This window comes from Actinomycetota bacterium (assembly GCA_040881665.1).
Classification (GTDB): Bacteria; Actinomycetota; UBA4738; order UBA4738; family HRBIN12; genus JBBDWR01.
Genome location: JBBECT010000004.1, coordinates 687,935 through 708,175, shown reverse-complemented (window position 1 = coordinate 708,175; position 20,241 = coordinate 687,935). Strand labels below are relative to the sequence as shown.

Genomic DNA, 20,241 nt, shown 5'->3' with positions numbered 1-20,241 from the left:
ACGCAGGTGGCCGCGCATGAATTACACTGCTGTGGTTCCGGCCCGGGCCGCCCTCGGCGACCGACTTCCCCGGGGGCCGGCCGCAGGCACGACCCACGCACGACGGCGAACGAGGGGGAACAGGTGACCGAGACGCTGAAGCTGACCGACCGGATGGGCCGCATCTGGCAGGTCCGTCGCCGGGCCGCGCACATGGACTGGTACGGCCGGGCCTACGACGACACCGTGCGCGTGATCGGCCCTGCGGGCGAGGATCGAGGCCAGACCGAGGTCCCGAGCCGCTCGTACCTGCTCGACTGGCTCGAGGAACGGATGGACCCCGCGGCGATCGAGCACCTCGGCACGATCAAGCCCGAGTGGCTCCCCATCGCCGCGTCAGAACGCCTCGCGTCCTAGCGCTCTTCGGGTCGAGCGGCGAGGAAAGCGACGCCCTCGCGGTCGTCGATGTGTGTCTCGTGGGGCTCGGCACGGAACCCAGCCGTTTCGATGATCCGGCGCCAGGTGTCGCGGGAGAAGAGCCCGCATCGGTGCCGGTCGTGCACGACGCGAACCGTTCCGTCTGCCTCCTTCAACAGATAGGCGAAGTCGGATACGTACTCGGCGTCGTCGGGGTCCGGATCCCGATCCCATTCGAGGTAGCGTAGCGCCCGCTCGTCCCCATCCCGGCCGTCGTGGCCGCCTGCCTCTGCACGTGCCACGAAGGTCTCCCGCACGTAGTCGGGAACGAACAGCGCCGCACCTCCCGGCCGGCAATGTTCGAACGCAGTTCGCACCGTCGCGGCGAGGTCGTCCTCGGTCAGGATGTAGTCGATCGCGTCGTGCACGAAGACCGCGTCGAAGTCTCGTTCCAGCCGCACGGTGCGCATATCGCCGACCACGTGCTCGCACTCCGGATTGAGCGATCGGCTGTTGTCGAGCATCTCGGGCGACAGATCGACGAGGGTCATCCGGAACCGCTCCTTGAGGAACGACGCGTTCGCGCCGCCTCCACTCCCCAGCTCGAGAACGTCCTCAACCGGTCGATGTGACCCCTGGGTGAGCAGGTCGCGATAGATCGCCGCTTCCTCCGCGTACTCCTCCGGCGCGGTCAGCAGGTAGTACCACCCCGCCAACTCCCCGTAGAGCTTGGGTAGCCCTTCCTCGTTCATCGCATCAGCCTAGTTGGAGATCCCGCGAGCTTGCCGGGGCGCAGCTCCCACCGAACGCACGACAGCAGCATCCCGATATGGGAACGCTGCTGTCGTGAAGGGCACCGTGTTGCTAGTCGGCCGCGACGACTTCGACGTGCACGATCGGTTCGACATCGGCGAACAGGCGCACCTTGACCTCGTGCGTTCCGAGGCTGCGGATCGGCTCGTCGAGGTGGACCGAGCGCTTGTCGACGTCGACCTCGAGCTGGGCACGGAGGGCGTCGGCGATGTTGTCGGCCGTGACGCTGCCGAACAGCTTGCCCTCGTCGCCGGCGCGCGCCTTCACCTTGACCGGTGTGCCCGCGAGCATCGAGGCGATCGACTCGAACTCACCCTTCTGCTTGACGACGCGAACCTCGTGCGCCCGCTTGAGGCTGTCCTGGTGACGGACCATGCCCTTCGTCGCCCGGACCGCGAGCCCGCGTGGCAACAGGTAGTTGCGCGCGTACCCGTCGGCCACGTCGACCACGTCGCCAGGGCTGCCGAGCTTGTCGACCTGCTTCTGGAGAACGACCTTGGTGCTCATCGAGCCGAGAATGGCAACAACGCCATCTCCCGAGCGTTCTTCACCGCCGCGGCCACGTCGCGCTGGTGTTGGGCGCAGTTACCCGTGACCCGGCGCGCGCGGATCTTGCCGCGATCGGAGACGAACTTGCGGAGCATGCCCGTGTCCTTGAAGTCGACGTAGTCGATCTTCTCCTTGCAGAAGAAGCAGACCTTCTTCTTGGTTTTCTTCCAGCCCTTGTCGTCTTTCTCTTTCTTCGGGCCGCGCTTCTTCGTGTTGCTTCCTCTAGCCGGCATCGAGTGGGGAATCCTCCTGTGCTCCACCGGCACCGACCGAAACCGTGGGGGAGGACCAGTCGCCGCCACCGCGGCTCTGGCGCTCGACCTTCGCGGTCGCCCATCGCAAGGACGGGGCGACCTCGTCGGCCTCGATCTCGATCACGGTGCGCTTGTCTCCCTCCTGGGTCTCCCAGGAGCGCTGCAGCAGCCGCCCGGTCACCACGACGCGCGTACCGCGCGTGAGCGACTCGGCGGCGTTCTCGCCGAGGCTGCGCCACGCGTTGACGGAGAAGAAGGACGTATCGGCGTCCTTCCACTGTCCGGTGGCGTCATCCTTGACGCGACGGCTGACGGCGACGCGGAACTTCGCGACCGCCGCCCCGTTGGGGGTGTAACGCAGTTCCGGGTCGTCGGTCAGGTTGCCGACGATCGTGAGCTGATTCTCAACGGCCATCTCGATCACCTACCTCGCATCTGTCCGCTCTCGGGGCTGGATGGCGAGCCCGGAGAGGGGGAAGGAGCTTCATGCCGCTCGAACGACGACCTTGTGCCGCACGACCTCGTCGGCCAGGTGCAGCACGCGGTCGAGGTCGGCCAGGGCATCGGGCTCGGCCTTGAACGTGACGACCGCGTAGTAGCCCTCGGTCTGTTTCTCGATCTCGTAGGCGAACCGCCTGCGGCCCCACCGATCGATGTTGGCGACGTCGCCGCCACCGTCGGAGATGACCTTCGTGATGCGGTCGACGGCCGCACCGACAACCGACTCGTCGGCCTCGGCGGGCAGGATGAGCATGACTTCGTACTCCCTCAAATCCACCTCCTCTGGACTGGACGGCCCCCCGGGGGAGCAGGGATGGACGCACAGAGTGTACCGACGTCGGGCGAACCGTAGCAGCGGCCACCGACATGACCGTCCGAAACGTGCCAGATCTCCTGCAGAGGAACGGCCCTTGGATGTTCGCGGATGGCTCTCCGGGCCGGACGATGGACGCTTCGTGTCGGCGCCCCCGGATAGGGTCACCCGGTCGGAGGTTGCGGTGCCCCGACCGGGGCCGAGCGGCCTAACCCCGGCCCACGGCGAAATGATCCGGACGGCATCTGTTCCACCAGGACCTTCGATCCGATACCGACGGAACAAGGACAACGAGGTGATGACGGTGCGGGTCCTCGAACCCCCTGATGGCCAGGTCACGCAGCTTCCGGCGGACGCGCTCGACCTCGTCCCGGATCAGCCCGGGCCCACCCACCCCCTTGTCGTGGTCCACTGGCTCGACGCCTGGTACGACCCGGACGAGCAGAAGGCCGAGGACTGGCGCGAGGAGTACGCGATCCAGACGGTCGGCTATCTCGTCCGCGACGAGGGCCACGTGGTCTCGATCGCCCAGGAGATCCTCCCCGACGGCGAGGGATTCCGGGCCGTGACCCACATCCCCCGCCCGATGGTCCAGCGGATCGACCGCCTCGTCCCGGACGTCCCCGGTACCGCCGCCGGCGCCACCCCGGCCTGATCGACGCGGGACTGTTCGCGAACGCCCTGACGCTCTAGAATCGACGCTCCCACTGCCGTGCACTTCTGAGGAGGCGCGAGCGATGTCCGTGACCACGCACGATCTGCGTTCTTTCAAGCAGGAACGACGGCGGTTCGCGATGCTGACCGCCTACGACCACCCCACCGCGAAGATCCTGGACGCCGCCGGTATCCCGGTGCTGCTCGTCGGGGACTCGGTGGGCAACAACGTCCTCGGCTACGACTCCACCCTGCCGGTGACGATGGAGGAGATGCTCCACCACACGAAGGCGGTCGTGCGCGGGGCACGCAACGCCCTCGTCGTCGCGGACATGCCGTTCGGCTCGTACCAGGCATCGGTCGACGACGGCGTCCGCAACGCAGCGCGCTTCCTCAAGGAGGCGGGGGCCGGGGCCGTCAAGCTCGAGGGCGCTCAGCTGCAATTGACCGAGGCGCTGACCCGGGCGGGGATCCCGGTGATGGGACATCTCGGCCTGACGCCGCAGGCCGTCCACGAGATGGGCGGCTACCGGGTCCAGGGACGCACGGCCGAGGCAGCGCGCCGGCTGCAGGACGACGCGCTCGCGATCGAGAAGGCCGGCGCCTTCGCGACCGTGATCGAGGGCGTTCCGTCCGACGTCGGAGCCGACATCTCCACCGCGTTGTCGATCCCCACGATCGGGATCGGCGCCGGACCGGGTACCGACGGACAGGTGCTGGTGATCAACGACCTCCTCGGTCTGAACGAGGGACCGGCTCCCCGCTTCGCGAAGGCGTACACGGATCTGAGGGCGGAGATCAGCCGAGCCGTGACGGCGTTCGCCGACGAGGTCGAGCGAGGAACCTTCCCCGACGCCGAGCACAGCTATCGCTGAGCATCGTCGTTCCGCCACGGGCGCCAGGTTCTCGAGTGGTCGAACCGCGCACGCCCCGGGCCTAGACTCGGCGCGATGACCGCACCCGACGAGACGGGACCCGTCGACGAGGACCGCGTTCGCCGCGAGCAGGCCGAGATGGCCTCGATGATCGTCCACGAGGTCCGCAATCCGATCGCGTCGATCCGGGGTCTCGCGTCCACCGGCGCCCAGCTCTACGACAAGCTCTCGGACGCCGAACGCCTGGAGTTCTTCGAGCTGATCGACCACGAGGCGCGGCGGCTCGGACGTATGGCCGAGGAGATCTCCACCGCGATGAAGCTCGACGCGGGCGTGCTCACATCGGAGCCGCGAGACGAGCCGCTCGCCGAGGTGGTCCGCGAGGGAGCCGAGGCGATCGGGCACGGTGGGCACCCGGTGTCACTCGAACTCGACGAAGGGATCCACGGGACGGTCGACCGAGGACGGCTGCACGAGCTCGTCGGGCACCTCGTCGAGAACGCGGTCAAGTTCTCACCGCCCGTGGGCCCGATCGAGGTCCGGCTTCGGGCCGAGGACGGCACGGCGCTGATCGAGGTCCTCGACTCCGGTCCGGGCATCCCCCCCGAGCGCCGGGAGGAGGCGTTCGGCCGCTTCGTGCGGTTCCGGCCCCGGGGCTACGAGGACGTTCCCGGCGCCGGGCTCGGCCTGCACATCAGCCGAGGGATCGCCGCGGCACACGGAGGGACGATCTCCGTCGAGGACCGCCCCTCGGGGGGTACGATGCTGCGCGTCACGCTCCCCCTCGTCACCGTCCCCGATCAGACCCCTGGAACCGACCCTGGAGAGGCAATCCCGTGACGGACCATGAAGGCTTCACCCTGCTGATCTGCGACGACCACAAGATCCTGACCGACGCCCTGGCGATGGTCGTGGACCGCTCGGACGGCTTGGAGATGATCTCCCCCCCGGTGCACACGCCCGAGGAGGCGATCGCGATGGTGACCGATTCGCCACCGGACGTGGTGTTGATGGACATCGTCTTCAAGGGCGACCACATGAACGGGATCGATGCGACCCGGCGGATCAAGGAGATCTCCCCCTCGACCCGGGTGGTCGTGATGACCGCGCACGACGACGAGCGACTGCTCGTCGAAGCCGTCGAAGCGGGCGCCTCGGGGTTCCTCGGCAAGGAGGAGGCGGCCGACCAGGTCCTCGACGCCGCCAAGTCGGCCGCCGCCGGTGAGGTGCTGATCGATCCCACGACCCTCACGCGGCTGTTGCATCAGGTCGCCCGCGAGCGCGAGGAACAGCGCGACGCGCAGATGCTGCTCGCCGAGCTGACCGACCGCGAGCGCGAGATCCTGTCGTTGCTCGCCGAGGGCAAGCGCAACGACGACATCGCGGCCGAACTGTTCATCAGCCCGCAGACCGTGCAGACACACGTGCGCAACATCCTCGCCAAGCTCCGGGTGCACTCGAAGCTCGAAGCCGTCGCGTTCGCCGTGAAACACGGCGCGATCACCGTCTGACGCGGCCCCTGCGAACACAGCCACCGAGGCGGATCGGTCGCGGTGCAGCCCTTCTCCCGCCTCGCTACCCGAACGCGGGTAAGCGCATCTCCCCACACGCGGGAATCGAAATGGACCGCCCTCGTGCCGATGCCTCGTTCTGTGACCGGGAGCCTGCTACCCGGCGAAGCGGACGGACGCGACACAGGAGGACGGACCCACATGAGCAAGACGCGCAAGCTGCTCCTCACGGTTCTGGTGATCGGGATCGTGGGAGCCCTGGCCGGGGTCGGAACCTTCTCGGCGTTCTCGGCGACCACGGTCAACAGCGGTAACGACTTCACGGCCGGCACGGTCTACCTGACCGACAACGACGCCGGCTCGGCGATGTACAACGTCTCGGGCCAGGCGCCCGGCGACGCGCTCGTGCGATGCATCACCGTGACCTACACCGGATCGCTGGATGCCGACGTGAAGCTGTACGCCTCGGCGGTCGGCGCGCTCGGCGACTACGTGGACCTGGAGATCGAGAAGGGCACCGGTGCGGTTGCCTTCGGCGCGGGCTGCGCGGGCTTCTCCTCGGACGGCACGATCTACAACGACACGCTCGGGAACTTCGCCGCAGCCCACACGGGCTGGGGCAACGGGCTCGCCGTGAACCCCGGCGCCCAGACCGAGTGGGTCCAGAACGACGCGGTCGTGTTCCGGTTCACCCTCACCCTGCAGGACGACAACGCCGCGAACGGCGGGGCCGTGGCCCTGTCCACCGGGGCGCACTCCTACACCTGGGAGGCACAGAACAACTAGAGCTGCACGGTCGGTGATGGCGGGGGCCCTCTCCCCCTCGAGGGCTCCCGCCAGCTCCACGAACGACCCGGGTCCGCACTCGTCGGCCCCGGGTCGTTGTCAATCCCGGGCCGTCCCGGGGGCCGATCCGCACCCGGCCCTCATGGTCCGTTCTGGGGAGCGATGAGACGTTCCGTCGGTGATCCGTTCCTCCCATGCGCCGCCGTCTCCGCAGGTCGGAGCCCCGCACCACCGATCCGGGTGGTCCGGAGCCGTACCCGATGCGGGGTAGGCCGACCGGTGTCCGAACGGTAGGGGAGATTCCCGCACGCAGGGAATGTCGCGGGACCCCTTCGGGGCCGACATTGGATGCGTGGCACAAGCGCTATCTCAGGCGGACGACAAGGAGGGCACCACATGAGCAAGACGCGCAAGCTGCTCCTCACGGTTCTGGTGATCGGGATCGTGGGAGCCCTGGCCGGGGTCGGAACCTTCTCGGCGTTCTCGGCGACCACGGTCAACAGCGGTAACGACTTCACGGCCGGCACGGTCTACCTGACCGACAACGACGCCGGCTCGGCGATGTACAACGTCTCGGGCCAGGCGCCCGGCGACGCGCTCGTGCGATGCATCACCGTGACCTACACCGGATCGCTGGATGCCGACGTGAAGCTGTACGCCTCGGCGGTCGGCGCGCTCGGCGACTACGTGGACCTGGAGATCGAGAAGGGCACCGGTGCGGTTGCCTTCGGCGCGGGCTGCGCGGGCTTCTCCTCGGACGGCACGATCTACAACGACACGCTCGGGAACTTCGCCGCAGCCCACACGGGCTGGGGCAACGGGCTCGCCGTGAACCCCGGCGCCCAGACCGAGTGGGTCCAGAACGACGCGGTCGTGTTCCGGTTCACCCTCACCCTGCAGGACGACAACGCCGCGAACGGCGGGGCCGTGGCCCTGTCCACCGGGGCGCACTCCTACACCTGGGAGGCACAGAACAACTAGAGCTGCACGGTCGGTGATGGCGGGGGCCCTCTCCCCCTCGAGGGCTCCCGCCGTCGCCGCCGCGCATCCGATCGACGACACCCGAAGCGGGAGCATCACATGAAGGTCCGAGGCGACATGGCGGTCCGAGGAGCAGCGTTCATCCTCGGGCTCGCGATCGCGTTCTCCGCCGTCGTGGCCTGGCGCGTTCCGCCCGGCGAGGGTGTCCTCGGCGCAGACGTGATCGTCGCGGCCGCCAATACCGGGGTCGTCCACGCCGATCCCGTCGGTCCGTTCCTGTCCGCGACCGGACTCCAGCCCGGTACCGAGGGCCGCGCCGCGAGCGAGGAGCTGTCCCTCACGAACATCTCCGCCCTGCCGCAGGTCGTGCAGGTCCGCGCGCTCCCAACCGGTGTGGACCTCGACGAGGTGCTGTGGGTCGAGGTCGATGCTGCCGGTCACCGCGTGTTCCGCGGTCCCCTCGGGGACCTGCGGTCCGCATCGCCGGGAAGCGTGACGATCGCGTCGGGGCAAACACGGACGCTCACGGTGTCGGTGTGGATCCCGGAGGACGCCGCGGAGGACTTCCGCGGGCGGATCGAATCGATCGACCTCGAGGTTCTCCCGCGGGGGGTGCGCTCGTGAAGGGCCTGGGCCGCTTCCGGCGGATCGCGATCTCGGCGCTCGTCGTCGGGATCGTCGCCGTCGTGTCCGGGACCGGCACGTGGGCGGCCTTCTCGGACACGACCGGCAACCCGGCGAACGCGTTCGCCGCAGGAACGGTGCGGATCGCCGACAACGACAGCGGCAGCGCGATGATGACGCTGACCGATGCCTACCCGAACGACTCGGTCCAGGGCTGCATCCTCGTCACCTACTCGGGATCGCTCGACGCCGACGTGCGCCTGTACGCCAACGTGACGGGCTCACTCGGCCAGTACCTGACGCTGAAGGTCACGCGCGGCACGGACGCCTCGCCCTCGTTCCCCGGCTGTGGCGGGTTCACCCCGGACCCGACCGACTACAACGGCGACGGACCCGGCGTGATCTACGAGGGCGACCTCGACGCGTTCCCGGCGGGCTGGGGCGGCGGCGTCATCGACCCACAGACGTGGTCGACCAACGACGCCCACGCCTACCGGTTCGAGGTCACGCTGCAGGACAACCCGAACGCCGAGGCGCTGTCCGCCGGCGCCGACTTCGTGTGGGAGGCGCGCAACCAGTGAGGACCTACGAACTCGCGCGCGAGCTCGGGATCCCCAGCAAGGAGCTGCTGGAGCGCCTCCACGCGCTCGGTTTCGACGGCGCGAAGACCGCTTCGTCCAACGTCCCCGCCGGCGCTATCGACCTGCTGACCCCCTCGCGGCACGACGACCTGGAGAACGTCCCGGAGCAGCCGGCACGCGAGACGTTCACAGAGCTGGCCGCACGCGAGACCCTCCCGGAGGCGTCGCCCCAGTTGCCCCGAGAGACTTCCCTGGTCGCCGAACTGCAAGCGCAGACGAACCTCCCCTCGGGCCCCCAGCCCCAGGATCACCGGAGGGTCCCCCGACGGCTCGCCCGTTGGGCCGCGATGGTCGGACTGTGGATCGTCTTCGGACTGGCCGCGGGGTTCGTCCTCGCGATCACCGTTCCGATCGTCCAGGGCAACCGGAGCCTGACGGTGCTGTCGGGCAGTATGGAACCGGCGATCACCACCGGCGACGTCGTCGTCGTCGAGCAGATCCCGCCACTGGACGCGCGCATCGGTGACATCGTGTCGTTCCGCGACCCCGAGGATCCCTCGCGCCTGATCACTCACCGAGTGCGGGCGATGGAGGTTGGGGACAACGAGGTGACGTTCGTGACGAAGGGCGACGCGAACACCTCCGTGGAACAGTGGCGGATCACACCCGACGGGCAGATCGGCCGTGTCGTGTTCCGCGTCCCGAAGATCGGCTACGTCCTGTTCTACCTGCGGGGCTCGCTCGGGCGGCTGCTGTTGATCGTGTTCCCGGCGCTGCTTCTCGGGGCCTACGAGCTGTGGCGGATCTGGCGACCGACCTCCGACGAGAGCACCGACGAGGGCGCCACCCAGCCCGGGGAGGCAACGGGATGAGGCGGCCCCACGGCATCAAGGCGCTCGTGCTGCTCGTCGCGTTCGGGCTCGCCGTCGGGATCGGCGGGGGTGCGACCTACGCGGCGTTCTTCGACACCGCGCAGAACCCGAACAACACCTTCGAGGCGGCCGACGACCTTCGCCCGCCTGTGATCGACGACACCGTGATCGAAGGCGGCGGGAACGTGGCCGGCTCGATCCGCGCGGGCGGCACCTACCGCGTGTTCGCGAACGTGACCGACCTCGGCAGTCCCCCGAGCGGCGTGGCCTCCGTCGTGGCCGACCTGTCGAACATCACCACCGGAGCCGGAACGACGAACCTCTCGACGGCCGGCGGCCCGTGGACCGTCGACGGCACGAGCTATGCCTGGCGCTCGGCACAGCAGACGGCGAACGGCGGCCTCGCCTCGGGGAGCGTGAACTACTCGTTCACGCTGACCGACAACGCCGGGAACTCGGGCAACGACGGCCCGTACTCGGTGACGGTCGACAACGCCGGACCCAGTGTCACCGCGACCGTGATCCAGAAGAACGAGGGCGGCGTCGTCGGCTTCATCCGGCAGAACGGCTCCTACCGCGTGTACGCGAACCTGGCCGACGCCGTCGGTGTGACGAGCGCGACCGCGAACCTCACGAACGTCAGCGGCAGCGGGGCGGGAGCGGTCGCGCTCACCACGGCCGGCGGACCCTTCAGCGTCGGCGGCGTCTCCTACACCTGGCGCAGCGCCGCTCAGACGGCGAGCAACCCACTGTCCGCGGGCGCGAAGAGCTATTCGATCACCGCGATCGACACCCTCGGCAACAGCGGCACCTCGAACACCGGAAGCGTGACCGTCGACAACACCGTGCCGACCGGGACGGACTTCCAGACGACGAACGGTGGCGGAACGGCAGGCAAGCCTGAGGCCGGCGACACCGCGACCTACTCCTTCAGCGAGCCGATGGAACCGATCTCGTTCCTCGCGGGCTGGGACGGATCGAGCACGACGGTGACCGCCCGGATCACCCAGAACGCGAGCAACGACCGCCTGCAGGTCTGGGACTCCGCGAACACCACCCAGCTGCCGTTCAACGACGTCGCGCTCGGCGGGAACTTCGTGAACGGCGCGACCCGGAGCTTCACGAACTCGACGATGGTGATGAGCGGGAATGCGATCACGATCACGCTCGGCAACCCCTCCGGCCCGACGGAGACGGCCGGCGCGGTGACCCCTGTATGGACACCGTCCGCGAACGCACGCGATCGGGCATGGAACGGGATGTCGACCGCGAACGTCACCCAGGTCGGGGCGCCGAAGGTCAACTTCTAGGAGCCGCTCGCCGCGATCGGTCAATCCGGCTCGATCGCGCTCCGGCGGATCTTGCCGAGCGGCGTGCGGGGCAGTTCCACCACCACATGGAGCTCGCGTGGAGCGCGGAACCGTGGCAGACGGTTCCCGACGAAGTCGCGGATCGCCTCGAGATCGGGAGCCGTCGCGCCGGGTGCGAGCTCGATCCAGGCCACGACCCGCTGCCCCCATCCCTCGTCGTCGCGCCCGGCCACCAGGGCATCGGACACGGAGGGGTGGATGCGCAGGACGTTCTCGACCTCTTCGGGCCACACCTTCTCCCCCCCCGTAAGGATCACGTCGTCCATCCTCCCGAGCACGCGCAACCGGCCGTCGGGACCGAGGTCGCCCGCGTCTCGCGTCTTCAGCCAGCCGTCGGGAGTGAGCGCGGCGGTCGTCGCGGCGTCGTCGAAGCGGTACCCGCGCATCAGGGTCGGCCCCGACAGCTGAACGCCACCGCGGGGTCCGATCCGCACGCCGACGCCGGGCAACGCGACGCCGTCGTAGACCACCCCGCCACAGCTCTCGGTGAGTCCGTAGGTCGCGACCACCCGCGCGCCGGCCGCGCGCGCCCGATCGCGCATCTCGGCCGGCATGGGGCTCCCGCCCACGAGGATCGCCCGATACCGCGCGACGTCGTCCCCGTGGTCGAGCATCCGCGCGAGCATCGTCGGCACGACCGACACGAAGCGAACGTTCGGCAGGGCCGCCACCGCTGTGGGATCGAACCGTGCATGCACCGCGGCGGGGGCCCCTAGGAGCACCGACCGCAGCAGCACCAGCAAGCCTCCGATGTGGCCGAGCGGCAGGCAGCACAGCCACTCGTCGTGAGGGTCGGCTTCGAGCGCGAGCGCCGACGAGGCTGCCGCCGCGTCGATCGCCGACCGTGACAGTCGCACGATCCTGGAGGACCCCGACGTGCCCGACGTAGCGACGAGCACCGCGTCACCCTCGGGTGCCTCGACACCGCCCTCGAGCCGCCGTCCTTGCCGGGCGTCGACGAGCACCGTGGGACGAGCGAGCGCGAGCAGGGCGTCCGCTTCGGCGGCGGGCAGCCGGTGATCCAGAGGGAACAGGGCCGCGCCGGCGCCCCAGACGAGCTCGACGAGCCCGCGCCAGGTCGGGCCGGGCTCCAGCCGGACGGCGACGACGTCGCCGGGACGGAGCACGGGGATGTCCGAGCTCCACATCGTGCGATAGGCTACCAACCCTGCGAGTCCACGCTCTAGGAGTGAATGGTCATATGGATTGGATCGGCGCCGGCGACTACACCGACATCCGGTACGAGACAGCGGACCACGTCGCCAAGATCACGATCGCGCGGCCCGAGGTTCGCAACGCCTTCCGCCCCCTGACCGTGAAGGAACTGATCCGCGCGTTCGACGCGGCGCGGGACGATCCCGAGATCGGCGTCGTGATCCTCACCGGCGAAGGGACCGAGGCGTTCTGTTCGGGCGGGGATCAGAAGATCCGCGGCGACGACGGTTACGTCGACGAGCAGGGCGTCGGACGCCTCAACGTCCTCGACCTCCAGGTCCAGATCCGCCGCCTGCCCAAGCCGGTGATCGCGATGGTGGCCGGATACGCGATCGGGGGCGGCCACGTCCTGCACGTGTGCTGCGACCTGACGATCGCCGCCGACAACGCGCGGTTCGGACAGACGGGCCCGCGCGTGGGTTCGTTCGACGCCGGCTACGGCATCAACCTGCTCGCCCGTCAGATCGGTGAGAAGCGCGCGAAGGAGGTCTGGTTCCTCTGCCGCCAGTACGACGCCGAGACCGCGCTCGACTGGGGGCTGGTGAACGCAGTCGTCCCGCTCGACGCGCTCGAGGACACGACCCTCGAGTGGGCGCGTGAGCTGCTCCGGATGAGCCCGCTCGCGCTCCGTCTGCTCAAGGCCGGCGCGAACGCGGGCACGGACGGCCTCGCGGGGGTTCAGCAGCTCGCCGGCGACGCGACGCTCCTCTACTACATGAGCGAGGAGGCTCAGGAGGGGCGGAACGCGTTCCAGGAGAAGCGCGACCCCGACTTCTCCCGCTTCCCGAAGCGACCGTGAGCACCGGCGCCTCCGCCCCCGCGGGTGGGGCGGGACCCGGTATCTGGATCGCCGGCGCCCGGCCGCGAACGTTGGGAGCGGGGCTCGTTCCGGTCCTGGTGGGTGCGGCGGCGGCCGGCGAGATGATCTGGTGGCGGTTCGCCGCCGCGCTCGTGGTCGCTCTCGGTCTGCAGATCGGCGTGAACTACGCGAACGACTACTTCGACGGGGTCCGCGGCGTCGACACCGCCGAACGCGTCGGACCTGTACGCCTCACGGCGAGCGGCGCAGCGAGTCCCCGGGCGGTGCTGACCGCGGCCCTCGGCGCCCTCGTTGTCGCGGCGATCGCGGGGCTCGGGCTCGCGCTGGCGACCGCGCCCGTGTTGATCCTGCTCGTCGGCGCGCTCGCGCTCGTCGCCGCCCTCCTGTACTCGGGCGGTCCCCGCCCCTACGCGGGGCTGGGGCTCGGCGAGGTGATCGTGTTCTGCTTCTTCGGGTTGATGGCGGTGTGCGGGACGGCGTACGTGCTGGCCAAGACGATCCCCGCCTCCGCGTGGTGGAGCGGGGGCGCGATCGGCTGGCTCGCGGTGGCGATCCTCGTCGCGAACAACCTCCGAGACATCCCCACCGACGCCGCGTCGGGCAAGCGCACCCTCGCCGTCCGGATCGGCGACATGGCGACGCGTCGCCTGTACCGCGGGGTCGTCGCGCTCGCGTACGCGACGATCGTCGCCGGCACCGTCGTCCACCTCCTCGACCTCGACGCCGGGCTCACGCCGTGGGCGCTGATCGCGCTCGTCTCGTGGCCGCTCGCGATCCGTCCGATGGAACGCGTCGGAACCGCCTCCGGAAGGGACCTCGTCCCCGTCCTGACCGGAACCGCCGCGCTGCACGCGGCCTTCGGCGTCGCGCTCGCGCTGGGCCTATTCCTTGAACGGACGGTGTGAGATGCACGGCCCGGACGATCTGATCGGCGGTGAGCTCGAAGGCGACATCGCCCTCGCCTGCACATCGCTGCTCGTAGACGAGCTGGTCCGCGGGGGGATGCGGCACGCGTGCCTGTCACCGGGTTCGCGCTCGACCCCGATCGCACTCGCCCTCGCGCGCCGTCCGGAGCTGACCGTCCATGTCCATCTCGACGAGCGCTCGTCGGCCTTCTTCGCGCTCGGCATCGCGAAGGCAACCGGCGCGCTCGTCGCCGTCGCGTGCACCAGCGGAACGGCGGCCGCGGAGTTCCTCCCGGCGGTCGTCGAGGCGTCGCAGTCGCGAACCCCGCTGGTGGTCCTCACGGCCGACCGCCCTCCATCGTTGCAGGGTTCGGGTGCGAACCAGACGATCGTCCAGGAACACCTCTACGGCTCGTACGTGCGCGCCGAGATCGCGACCCCGCTCCCGACACCGGACCTCGGCGCCGACTTCCGCCAGGCCGGAGCGGTGCTTGCCCGCGAGGCCTTGCGCGCTCCGCCCGGGCCCGTCCACGCCAACCTGCCGTTCCGGGAACGACTGACGCCGACCGAGACACCGGTCGAGGTCGAGGATCGGGGACCGCGTCCCGTCGGTCGCGCCGCGCCAAGCGGGTCCGTAGCCGAGGCCGAAACCGACGCCGACGCCGACGCCGACGGTGCCGATCGCGCCGCCGAGGTGATCCTCGGCGCCCGGCGGGGCGTCGTGCTGCTCGGCACCGAGGGGTCCGAGGGCTCAACCGAGGACGACATCGAGCTCGCACGCCGGCTCGAATGGCCGGTGATCGCCGAGCCGACCTCCGGCGCACGGCTCCCGTGGGTGGCGCTGACCGCCGGGACGCTGCTCCTCGGCGCGGAACGCTGGGTCGCGGCTCATCCTCCCGAGGTCGTCCTCCAGATCGGCGCGACCCCGCTCACACGTGCGGCGCGATCGCTGGCCGCCGAGGCGACCGAGCTCGTCGTCGTTCCGCGCGGGCACCTCGACCCCGATCCACTCGGCCGCGCCGCCGCCCGCGCACCCCACAGCGGGCAGCTGCTCGAACGGATCCCGACCGTCCCCAGCGACCCTGCCTGGCTGGAGGAGTGGCGACGGGCCGACGCGGCGGTCCGAACCACGGTCGACGAGCTTCTCGACGGATGGGACGAACCGTTCGAAGGAAGGATCGCGCGCGATCTGGCCGCGTCGATCCCCTCGGGAACGCTCGTCGCGGCGTCGAGCATGCCGATCCGCGACCTCGACGCGTACGCAGCTCCCCGCGACGGCCTTCGCGTGCTCGCGAACCGAGGAGCGAGCGGGATCGACGGCTTCGTGTCAACCGTCCTCGGGGTCGCCGCGACGGAGCCGGATACGACGACGTACGCGCTCTGCGGCGATCTGTCCTTCGTCTACGACCTCGGAGCCCTCACATGGAGCGGACGTCGGGAGGATCTGAACGTCGTGATCGTCGTGCCGAACAACGACGGCGGCATGATCTTCTCGTTCCTCGACCAAGCCACGCTCCCCGAACACGAGCGCCTGTTCACCACGCCGCACGGCCTCGACCTCGGCGCGATCTGCGCCGCCGTCGGCGTGACACGCGGATCGGTGTCTCGGGGGCTCGAGTTCGCCACCGTGCTCCGGCGCGCAGGCACGCAAGGCGGCGTTCAGGTGGTCGAAGTGGCCGTCGATCGAGAGAACAACGTCCGACGTCATGCAGAGATACAAGCGGCGGCGCAGGCGAGTTTGCTGGACTGAATCCATATTTGTGGTGTAGAAACACTCGATGGCACCGGGCACCGCCACGACCCGCAAGATCGACGACGCCCTCAGCGTTCGGGACGGCGTGCTGTTCATCGAGGACCGCAGCACGGTCGACCTCGCGCGGCGGTTCGGAACCCCTCTCTACGTCGTCTCGGAGGATCAGCTCCGGCGTAACGCTCGTCGCTTCACGCGAGCGTTCGCCGATCGCTGGAGCGAAGGGCCCGTGCACGTGCTCCCCTCACTCAAGGCGAACTTCGTCCTCGCGGTGCGTCGAGTGCTCTCGTCCGAAGGGCTCGGTTGCGACACGTTCGGGATGGCCGAGCTCACCGCGGCGCTCTCGACCGGGGTCGACCCCGCTCTCCTGTCGGTCAACGGATCGGTGAAGTCGCCGGAGCTGATCGAGGCGGCCGTCGGCGCCGGAGCGCGGATCACGCTCGACGCGACTCGCGAACTCGCCCTCGTCGAGGACGCCGCCCGGCGCCTCGGCCGACGCGGCACCGTACGCCTGCGTGTGCGGCCCGCGTTCCCGACGTTGGAGCAGCCCACGGACTTCGTCGACGGGGCGCTCTCCACCGCCGAGGCGATCCGCGTCTACAAGGCGGGGATCCCGACCGCGGACGCGCTCGAACTCGGACCACGAGCGCTCGCCTCCGACGTCGTCGATCTCTCCGGCATCCACGTGCATGTGCCACGCCATCGCCGCGAGCTCGAGGTCTGGCGAGAGGTCATCGTGGGCGTGGTCGACCTCCTCGCCGAGCTCTCCAAGGCATGGGGCGGATGGATGCCACGCGAGCTGGACCTCGGCGGAGGCTACGCCGCACCGCGCGATCCCACCGGCCGACTGATCGAGCGTCTTGCCGGTCGGGATCTCGAAGCGCCGCCGATCGAGGACTACGCGCGGATCGTGACGAGCACCCTCCGCGAAGCTTTGGCCGCCCACGATCTGGCCGCCGATGGACTCGCCCTCGAGATCGAACCCGGGCGCAGCCTCCACGCGGACACCGGGATCCACCTGGCACGCGTGGCCAACAGCAAACGCGAGTCGGAGCCGGTTCCCTGGCGGTGGGTCGAGACCGACACGACGGAGATGTTCCTGCCCGACTCGATGATCGAACACAACCGCTGGCCGGTCGTGGTCGCGAACAGGGCGGACGACGATCCCGTCGGCCCCGCCGACATCGTGGGCATGAGCTGCGGGTTCGATCTGATGGTCCCGCAGGAGCCGCTCCCAGAGCTGGAGGACGGGGACGTGCTCGCCTTCCTGGACACCGGGGCGTACCAGGACGCCAGTGCGTCGAACTTCAACGCACTCCCCCGACCGGCCACCGTTCTGGTGCACGGCGACGAGGCGGAGGTCGTGAAGCGCGCCGAGACGATCGATGACGTGTTCGCGCGCGACGTGATCCCCGCTCGGATGAACGAGGAGGGATAGATGGGTCGCCTGGACGGGAAGGTCGCCCTGATCTCCGGCGCCGGCGGAGGGATGGGGCACGCGCATGCACACCGGTTCGCCGAGGAGGGCGCGCACGTCGTCGTCGGAGACATCGACGAGGCAGGCGCCGCCGACACGGCCACGAGCGTTCGCCACCACGGCGAGGCCGAGCATCTCCATCTCGACGTCACCGACGCGGCGTCGTGGGAACGAGCGATCGCCACCGCCGAGGAGCGGTTCGGCAAACTCGACGTACTGGTGAACAACGCAGGGATCATCAGCGAGGGCGGGGCGGTCGACGAGCCCGAGGAGGACTGGCATCGTGTGCTCGGCGTCAATCAGACCGGCGTTTTCCTCGGGATGAAGCACGCGGTCCCCGCGATGCGACGCGCCGGGGGCGGGGCGATCGTGAACATCTCCTCGACGCTCGGTGTGGTCGGAGCCGAGGAGTACATCGCGTACCAGGCGACGAAGGGAGCCGTCCGTCAGATGACGAAGTCGGCGGCCCTGTCCTACGTCGGGGACGGGATCCGCGTGAACACGATCTGCCCGGGGTTCATCCGGACTCCGATGACCGACGCCCTCGACGACGAGATCCACGAGCACGACATCGGCATGACCCCCATGGGAAGGGCGGGCGCGCCGGAGGAAGTCTCGAACGCGGTCCTGTTCCTCGCGTCGGACGAGGCCTCGTTCATCACGGGCGCCGAGCTCTACGTCGACGGGGGGTATCTCGCGCAATGAGCGACACCGTTACCCATCGCGCGCGTTCCCTGGATCACGTGTCGGTCACCACGACCGACCTCGACGCCTCGATCGCCTTCTATCGCGATGTCCTCGGGCTCGCACTCCTCGGGCGAGGCGTCGCCGACGAGCCCGAGATCGGGGAGATAATGGGCGCCGAGGGGGCGCACCTCGAGTGGGCGGAATGCGATCTGGGCAGGAACCAGGTGCTGGAACTGATCCGCTTCGACCACCCGACCGGTCGGACGAGACGAGGACCGCTGTGGGAGCCGGGAGCCACCCATATCGGCATCGGTGTCGACGACATCGAGGCCGTGCACGCTCGGTGCGCTTCGGCAGGGATCGAGACGCGGAGCGGACCGGTCACCCTCACCGAAGAAGGCGACTGGAACGGGGTGCGGGTCCTCTACGCGGTCGATCCCGACGGCACCTGGATCGAACTCGTGCAACGACCGCGGGGCGCCTGATGGTCGACACCGAGCGCCCTGCCGAGGAACATGCCGAGCCGCGGATCGGCACGAAGCTCCGTGCCGCGCGCCAGGCACGAGGGATGACGATCGCGGTGCTGGCCGGCGCCGCCGGACTGTCGAACGGATTCATCAGCTTGCTCGAGCGAGACGAGACGAACGCCTCGGTGCCCACCCTGCTCCGGCTGTGTTCGATCCTCGGCGTTCGCATCGGATCGTTGTTCGACGAACCGCGTACCAACCTGCTGCGCAAGGCGGAGCGAGAGGCCGCCAATTTCGGCGGCTTCGGGATCCAGGACGTCGTTCTCACTCCGCGATGGGAGCGGCGTCTTCAGGTGCTGGAATCGCAGATCGAGCCACGAGGCCGCAGCGGCGACGAACCGCACGCCTTCGACGCCGACGCGGAGTTGATCTACGTGCTCCGCGGATCGCTCAGCCTCACGATCGGGGGGACCACCGAGCGGCTCCGAGCCGGCGACGTCTTCCTCCTCGACCCGAAGGAACCACATACCTGGGAGAACCCATCGACGAGCGCATCGGCAACCGTACTGTGGATCATCACGCCGGCGTCTCTTTAGCGGCGCAGAGAGAGGGGTGCAGGATGGATAACGAGCAGGGCACCACGCGCAACGGCCTTTCCCGACGGGATCTGTTCCGAACTGCGGGTAGAGGACTCGCCGGGATCACGCTCGCGCAGATCCTCGCGGCATGCGGCAACGACGACACCCCCGCGCCCAGCGCGACCGGCTCCGGCGGCGGGTTCGACTGGGCGGCGCAGCGCGAGACCGGATCGTTCCGATGGGCGAACTGGCCGCTGTACATGGATCAGGAGCGCGTCGGCGGGGAGGTCACCTACCCGACGCTGGACGACTTCCAGGAGAAGACCGGGAGCGAGGTCATCTACGACACCGTGATCAACGACTACGCGAGCTTCTTCGCGAAGATCGAGCCGCTCCTCGCTGCCGGCGACGACCCCGGCTACGACCTGATCACGATGGGCTACCCGCGGTGGCTGCCGTTGATGATGGCGCTGGACTACGCGCTCGAGCTCGACCAGGACGCGTTGACGAACTTCTACAGATACGCGGCGCCGAGCTACACGGAACGTTCCTACGATCCCGGCAATCGGTTCAGCATCCCGTATCAGTCGGGGATCACGGGGATCGGCTACAACCCGGAGCTGACGGGACGGGAGATCACGAGCTTGAACGATCTGTTCGACCCGGCGTTCGCCGGGAAGGTCGGCATGTTCGGCGACACCGAGGACCTTCCCAACCTCACGCTCCTCAGCATCGGGGTCGACCCTGAGACCTCCACAGAAGCCGACTGGACGGAGGCCGCCAACCGGTTGATCGACCAGCGCGATGCCGGGATCGTGCGCCAATACTTCGGCCAGGGTTACATCGGCGCCCTGCAGAGCGGTGACGTCGCGCTCACCATGGCCTGGGCCCCCGACGTGCTGATCTCGCAGAACTCCGGCTACCCGGAACTCGAGTTCGTCGTGCCGGAGGAAGGCGGGCTCCTGTGGACCGACAGCCTGATGATCCCCGTCGGCGCTCGATCGCCGCTCGACGCGATGACGTTCATCGATTTCCTGTACCAACCGGAGGTCGCCGCGCAGATCACGGCCTGGGTGCAGACGGTTCCCCCCGTGCCCGAGGCGCAGGACGTGTTGATCCGGGAAGGGATGGAAGACGTGGCGAGAGACCCGCTCGTGTTCCCGACCGACGAGATGTATTCCCGACTGCACGGCTATCGCGTGCTCGACGCGGAACAACAGGAGACGTGGAACGACCTCTTCGTCCCCGTCGTGCAGTCGTGA

25 protein-coding genes are annotated in these 20,241 nt (G+C 69.2%); 19 read left to right on the top strand and 6 right to left on the bottom strand.

What is annotated here, in order from left to right; all coding sequences use genetic code 11:
- Nucleotides 1–123 precede the first annotated feature (123 nt).
- Entirely contained in the window at nt 124–396 is a 273-nt protein-coding gene (locus WEF05_04410; GenBank protein ID MEX1101140.1) for a hypothetical protein, read from the top strand.
- Here the strand turns inward: WEF05_04410 and WEF05_04405 are convergent.
- The 5 genes from WEF05_04405 to rpsF form a co-directional block, all read right to left on the bottom strand.
- Complete coding sequence (locus WEF05_04405) at nt 393–1,148, bottom strand: class I SAM-dependent methyltransferase (protein ID MEX1101139.1); 756 nt, start codon at nt 1,146–1,148, stop codon at nt 393–395. The genes WEF05_04410 and WEF05_04405 overlap by 4 nt on opposite strands.
- A 112-nt stretch (nt 1,149–1,260) precedes the next feature.
- Nucleotides 1,261–1,716: a 50S ribosomal protein L9 gene (gene rplI / locus WEF05_04400; GenBank protein ID MEX1101138.1), complete on the bottom strand. Its 456-nt coding sequence runs from the start codon at nt 1,714–1,716 to the stop codon at nt 1,261–1,263.
- Complete coding sequence (rpsR, locus tag WEF05_04395; protein MEX1101137.1) at nt 1,713–1,991, bottom strand: 30S ribosomal protein S18; 279 nt, start codon at nt 1,989–1,991, stop codon at nt 1,713–1,715. The genes rplI and rpsR overlap by 4 nt, the downstream gene beginning before the upstream one ends.
- Entirely contained in the window at nt 1,981–2,427 is a 447-nt protein-coding gene (gene ssb / locus WEF05_04390) for a single-stranded DNA-binding protein (protein ID MEX1101136.1), read from the bottom strand. Before ssb ends, rpsR begins: the two co-directional genes overlap by 11 nt.
- 69 nt (nt 2,428–2,496) lie before the next feature.
- Nucleotides 2,497–2,784, bottom strand: coding sequence for a 30S ribosomal protein S6 (gene rpsF, locus WEF05_04385; protein MEX1101135.1), 288 nt, complete (start codon nt 2,782–2,784; stop codon nt 2,497–2,499).
- 340 nt (nt 2,785–3,124) lie between these two features.
- On the opposite strand from rpsF, the gene WEF05_04380 reads away from it, so the two are divergent.
- From WEF05_04380 to WEF05_04335, 10 genes are all read left to right on the top strand, one after another.
- Entirely contained in the window at nt 3,125–3,481 is a 357-nt protein-coding gene (locus WEF05_04380) for a hypothetical protein (protein MEX1101134.1), read from the top strand.
- An 82-nt stretch (nt 3,482–3,563) separates the two neighbouring features.
- Nucleotides 3,564–4,355, top strand: coding sequence for a 3-methyl-2-oxobutanoate hydroxymethyltransferase (gene panB, locus WEF05_04375; GenBank protein MEX1101133.1), 792 nt, complete (start codon nt 3,564–3,566; stop codon nt 4,353–4,355).
- A 75-nt stretch (nt 4,356–4,430) separates the two neighbouring features.
- On the top strand, nt 4,431–5,195 hold the full coding sequence (locus WEF05_04370) for a HAMP domain-containing sensor histidine kinase (GenBank protein ID MEX1101132.1): 765 nt from the start codon (nt 4,431–4,433) through the stop codon (nt 5,193–5,195).
- Nucleotides 5,192–5,866, top strand: coding sequence for a response regulator transcription factor (locus WEF05_04365; GenBank protein MEX1101131.1), 675 nt, complete (start codon nt 5,192–5,194; stop codon nt 5,864–5,866). The genes WEF05_04370 and WEF05_04365 overlap by 4 nt, the downstream gene beginning before the upstream one ends.
- 201 nt (nt 5,867–6,067) lie before the next feature.
- Nucleotides 6,068–6,652 (top strand): TasA family protein, encoded by a 585-nt coding sequence (locus WEF05_04360; GenBank protein MEX1101130.1) that lies wholly within the window; start codon nt 6,068–6,070, stop codon nt 6,650–6,652.
- A 396-nt stretch (nt 6,653–7,048) separates the two neighbouring features.
- A complete protein-coding gene (locus tag WEF05_04355) occupies nt 7,049–7,633 on the top strand; it encodes a TasA family protein (protein MEX1101129.1) in 585 nt (194 codons plus the stop codon).
- Nucleotides 7,634–7,732: 99 nt separating this feature from the next.
- Nucleotides 7,733–8,257, top strand: coding sequence for a hypothetical protein (locus WEF05_04350; GenBank protein MEX1101128.1), 525 nt, complete (start codon nt 7,733–7,735; stop codon nt 8,255–8,257).
- On the top strand, nt 8,254–8,838 hold the full coding sequence (locus tag WEF05_04345) for a TasA family protein (GenBank protein MEX1101127.1): 585 nt from the start codon (nt 8,254–8,256) through the stop codon (nt 8,836–8,838). Before WEF05_04350 ends, WEF05_04345 begins: the two co-directional genes overlap by 4 nt.
- On the top strand, nt 8,835–9,710 hold the full coding sequence (locus WEF05_04340) for a signal peptidase I (protein ID MEX1101126.1): 876 nt from the start codon (nt 8,835–8,837) through the stop codon (nt 9,708–9,710). The genes WEF05_04345 and WEF05_04340 overlap by 4 nt, the downstream gene beginning before the upstream one ends.
- Entirely contained in the window at nt 9,707–11,020 is a 1,314-nt protein-coding gene (locus tag WEF05_04335; GenBank protein ID MEX1101125.1) for a hypothetical protein, read from the top strand. The genes WEF05_04340 and WEF05_04335 overlap by 4 nt, the downstream gene beginning before the upstream one ends.
- Nucleotides 11,021–11,040: 20 nt before the next feature.
- Here the strand turns inward: WEF05_04335 and WEF05_04330 are convergent, their stop codons facing one another.
- Nucleotides 11,041–12,228 carry a fatty acid--CoA ligase family protein gene (locus WEF05_04330; protein MEX1101124.1) on the bottom strand — a complete coding sequence of 396 codons (1,188 nt, stop codon included), beginning with the start codon at nt 12,226–12,228 and terminating at the stop codon, nt 11,041–11,043.
- Between the two features lie 53 nt (nt 12,229–12,281).
- On the opposite strand from WEF05_04330, the gene menB reads away from it, so the two are divergent.
- The 8 genes from menB to WEF05_04290 are packed head-to-tail and all read left to right on the top strand — an operon-like array spanning nt 12,282 to nt 20,241.
- Entirely contained in the window at nt 12,282–13,094 is an 813-nt protein-coding gene (gene menB, locus WEF05_04325; GenBank protein ID MEX1101123.1) for a 1,4-dihydroxy-2-naphthoyl-CoA synthase, read from the top strand.
- Complete coding sequence (locus tag WEF05_04320) at nt 13,091–14,020, top strand: 1,4-dihydroxy-2-naphthoate polyprenyltransferase (GenBank protein ID MEX1101122.1); 930 nt, start codon at nt 13,091–13,093, stop codon at nt 14,018–14,020. Before menB ends, WEF05_04320 begins: the two co-directional genes overlap by 4 nt.
- A gap of 1 nt (nt 14,021) precedes the next feature.
- Nucleotides 14,022–15,770: a 2-succinyl-5-enolpyruvyl-6-hydroxy-3-cyclohexene-1-carboxylic-acid synthase gene (gene menD, locus WEF05_04315; GenBank protein ID MEX1101121.1), complete on the top strand. Its 1,749-nt coding sequence runs from the start codon at nt 14,022–14,024 to the stop codon at nt 15,768–15,770.
- Between the two features lie 28 nt (nt 15,771–15,798).
- Entirely contained in the window at nt 15,799–17,208 is a 1,410-nt protein-coding gene (locus tag WEF05_04310; GenBank protein ID MEX1101120.1) for a hypothetical protein, read from the top strand.
- Nucleotides 17,209–17,952 carry a glucose 1-dehydrogenase gene (locus WEF05_04305; GenBank protein ID MEX1101119.1) on the top strand — a complete coding sequence of 248 codons (744 nt, stop codon included), beginning with the start codon at nt 17,209–17,211 and terminating at the stop codon, nt 17,950–17,952.
- Nucleotides 17,949–18,419 (top strand): VOC family protein, encoded by a 471-nt coding sequence (locus WEF05_04300; GenBank protein ID MEX1101118.1) that lies wholly within the window; start codon nt 17,949–17,951, stop codon nt 18,417–18,419. The genes WEF05_04305 and WEF05_04300 overlap by 4 nt, the downstream gene beginning before the upstream one ends.
- Nucleotides 18,419–18,997, top strand: a complete 579-nt coding sequence (locus WEF05_04295; protein MEX1101117.1) for an XRE family transcriptional regulator — start codon at nt 18,419–18,421, stop codon at nt 18,995–18,997. Before WEF05_04300 ends, WEF05_04295 begins: the two co-directional genes overlap by 1 nt.
- A 23-nt stretch (nt 18,998–19,020) precedes the next feature.
- Nucleotides 19,021–20,241, top strand: coding sequence for a spermidine/putrescine ABC transporter substrate-binding protein (locus WEF05_04290; protein ID MEX1101116.1), 1,221 nt, complete (start codon nt 19,021–19,023; stop codon nt 20,239–20,241).

Excerpts from the sequence above, each read along its gene's own strand:
- WEF05_04360 (MEX1101130.1), top strand. The coding sequence starts at position 6,068 with ATGAGCAAGACGCGCAAGCTGCTCCTCACGGTTCTGGTGATCGGGATC.
- WEF05_04355 (MEX1101129.1), top strand. The coding sequence starts at position 7,049 with ATGAGCAAGACGCGCAAGCTGCTCCTCACGGTTCTGGTGATCGGGATC.
- panB (MEX1101133.1), top strand. The coding sequence starts at position 3,564 with ATGTCCGTGACCACGCACGATCTGCGTTCTTTCAAGCAGGAACGACGG.
- ssb (MEX1101136.1), bottom strand. The coding sequence starts at position 2,427 with ATGGCCGTTGAGAATCAGCTCACGATCGTCGGCAACCTGACCGACGAC.
- WEF05_04335 (MEX1101125.1), top strand. The coding sequence starts at position 9,707 with ATGAGGCGGCCCCACGGCATCAAGGCGCTCGTGCTGCTCGTCGCGTTC.
- menD (MEX1101121.1), top strand. The coding sequence starts at position 14,022 with ATGCACGGCCCGGACGATCTGATCGGCGGTGAGCTCGAAGGCGACATC.
- WEF05_04330 (MEX1101124.1), bottom strand. The coding sequence starts at position 12,228 with ATGTGGAGCTCGGACATCCCCGTGCTCCGTCCCGGCGACGTCGTCGCC.
- WEF05_04405 (MEX1101139.1), bottom strand. The coding sequence starts at position 1,148 with ATGAACGAGGAAGGGCTACCCAAGCTCTACGGGGAGTTGGCGGGGTGG.
- WEF05_04300 (MEX1101118.1), top strand. The coding sequence starts at position 17,949 with ATGAGCGACACCGTTACCCATCGCGCGCGTTCCCTGGATCACGTGTCG.
- WEF05_04350 (MEX1101128.1), top strand. The coding sequence starts at position 7,733 with ATGAAGGTCCGAGGCGACATGGCGGTCCGAGGAGCAGCGTTCATCCTC.
- WEF05_04380 (MEX1101134.1), top strand. The coding sequence starts at position 3,125 with ATGACGGTGCGGGTCCTCGAACCCCCTGATGGCCAGGTCACGCAGCTT.
- rplI (MEX1101138.1), bottom strand. The coding sequence starts at position 1,716 with ATGAGCACCAAGGTCGTTCTCCAGAAGCAGGTCGACAAGCTCGGCAGC.
- WEF05_04290 (MEX1101116.1), top strand. The coding sequence starts at position 19,021 with ATGGATAACGAGCAGGGCACCACGCGCAACGGCCTTTCCCGACGGGAT.
- menB (MEX1101123.1), top strand. The coding sequence starts at position 12,282 with ATGGATTGGATCGGCGCCGGCGACTACACCGACATCCGGTACGAGACA.
- WEF05_04370 (MEX1101132.1), top strand. The coding sequence starts at position 4,431 with ATGACCGCACCCGACGAGACGGGACCCGTCGACGAGGACCGCGTTCGC.
- WEF05_04295 (MEX1101117.1), top strand. The coding sequence starts at position 18,419 with ATGGTCGACACCGAGCGCCCTGCCGAGGAACATGCCGAGCCGCGGATC.
- WEF05_04305 (MEX1101119.1), top strand. The coding sequence starts at position 17,209 with ATGGGTCGCCTGGACGGGAAGGTCGCCCTGATCTCCGGCGCCGGCGGA.
- rpsR (MEX1101137.1), bottom strand. The coding sequence starts at position 1,991 with ATGCCGGCTAGAGGAAGCAACACGAAGAAGCGCGGCCCGAAGAAAGAG.
- WEF05_04310 (MEX1101120.1), top strand. The coding sequence starts at position 15,799 with ATGGCACCGGGCACCGCCACGACCCGCAAGATCGACGACGCCCTCAGC.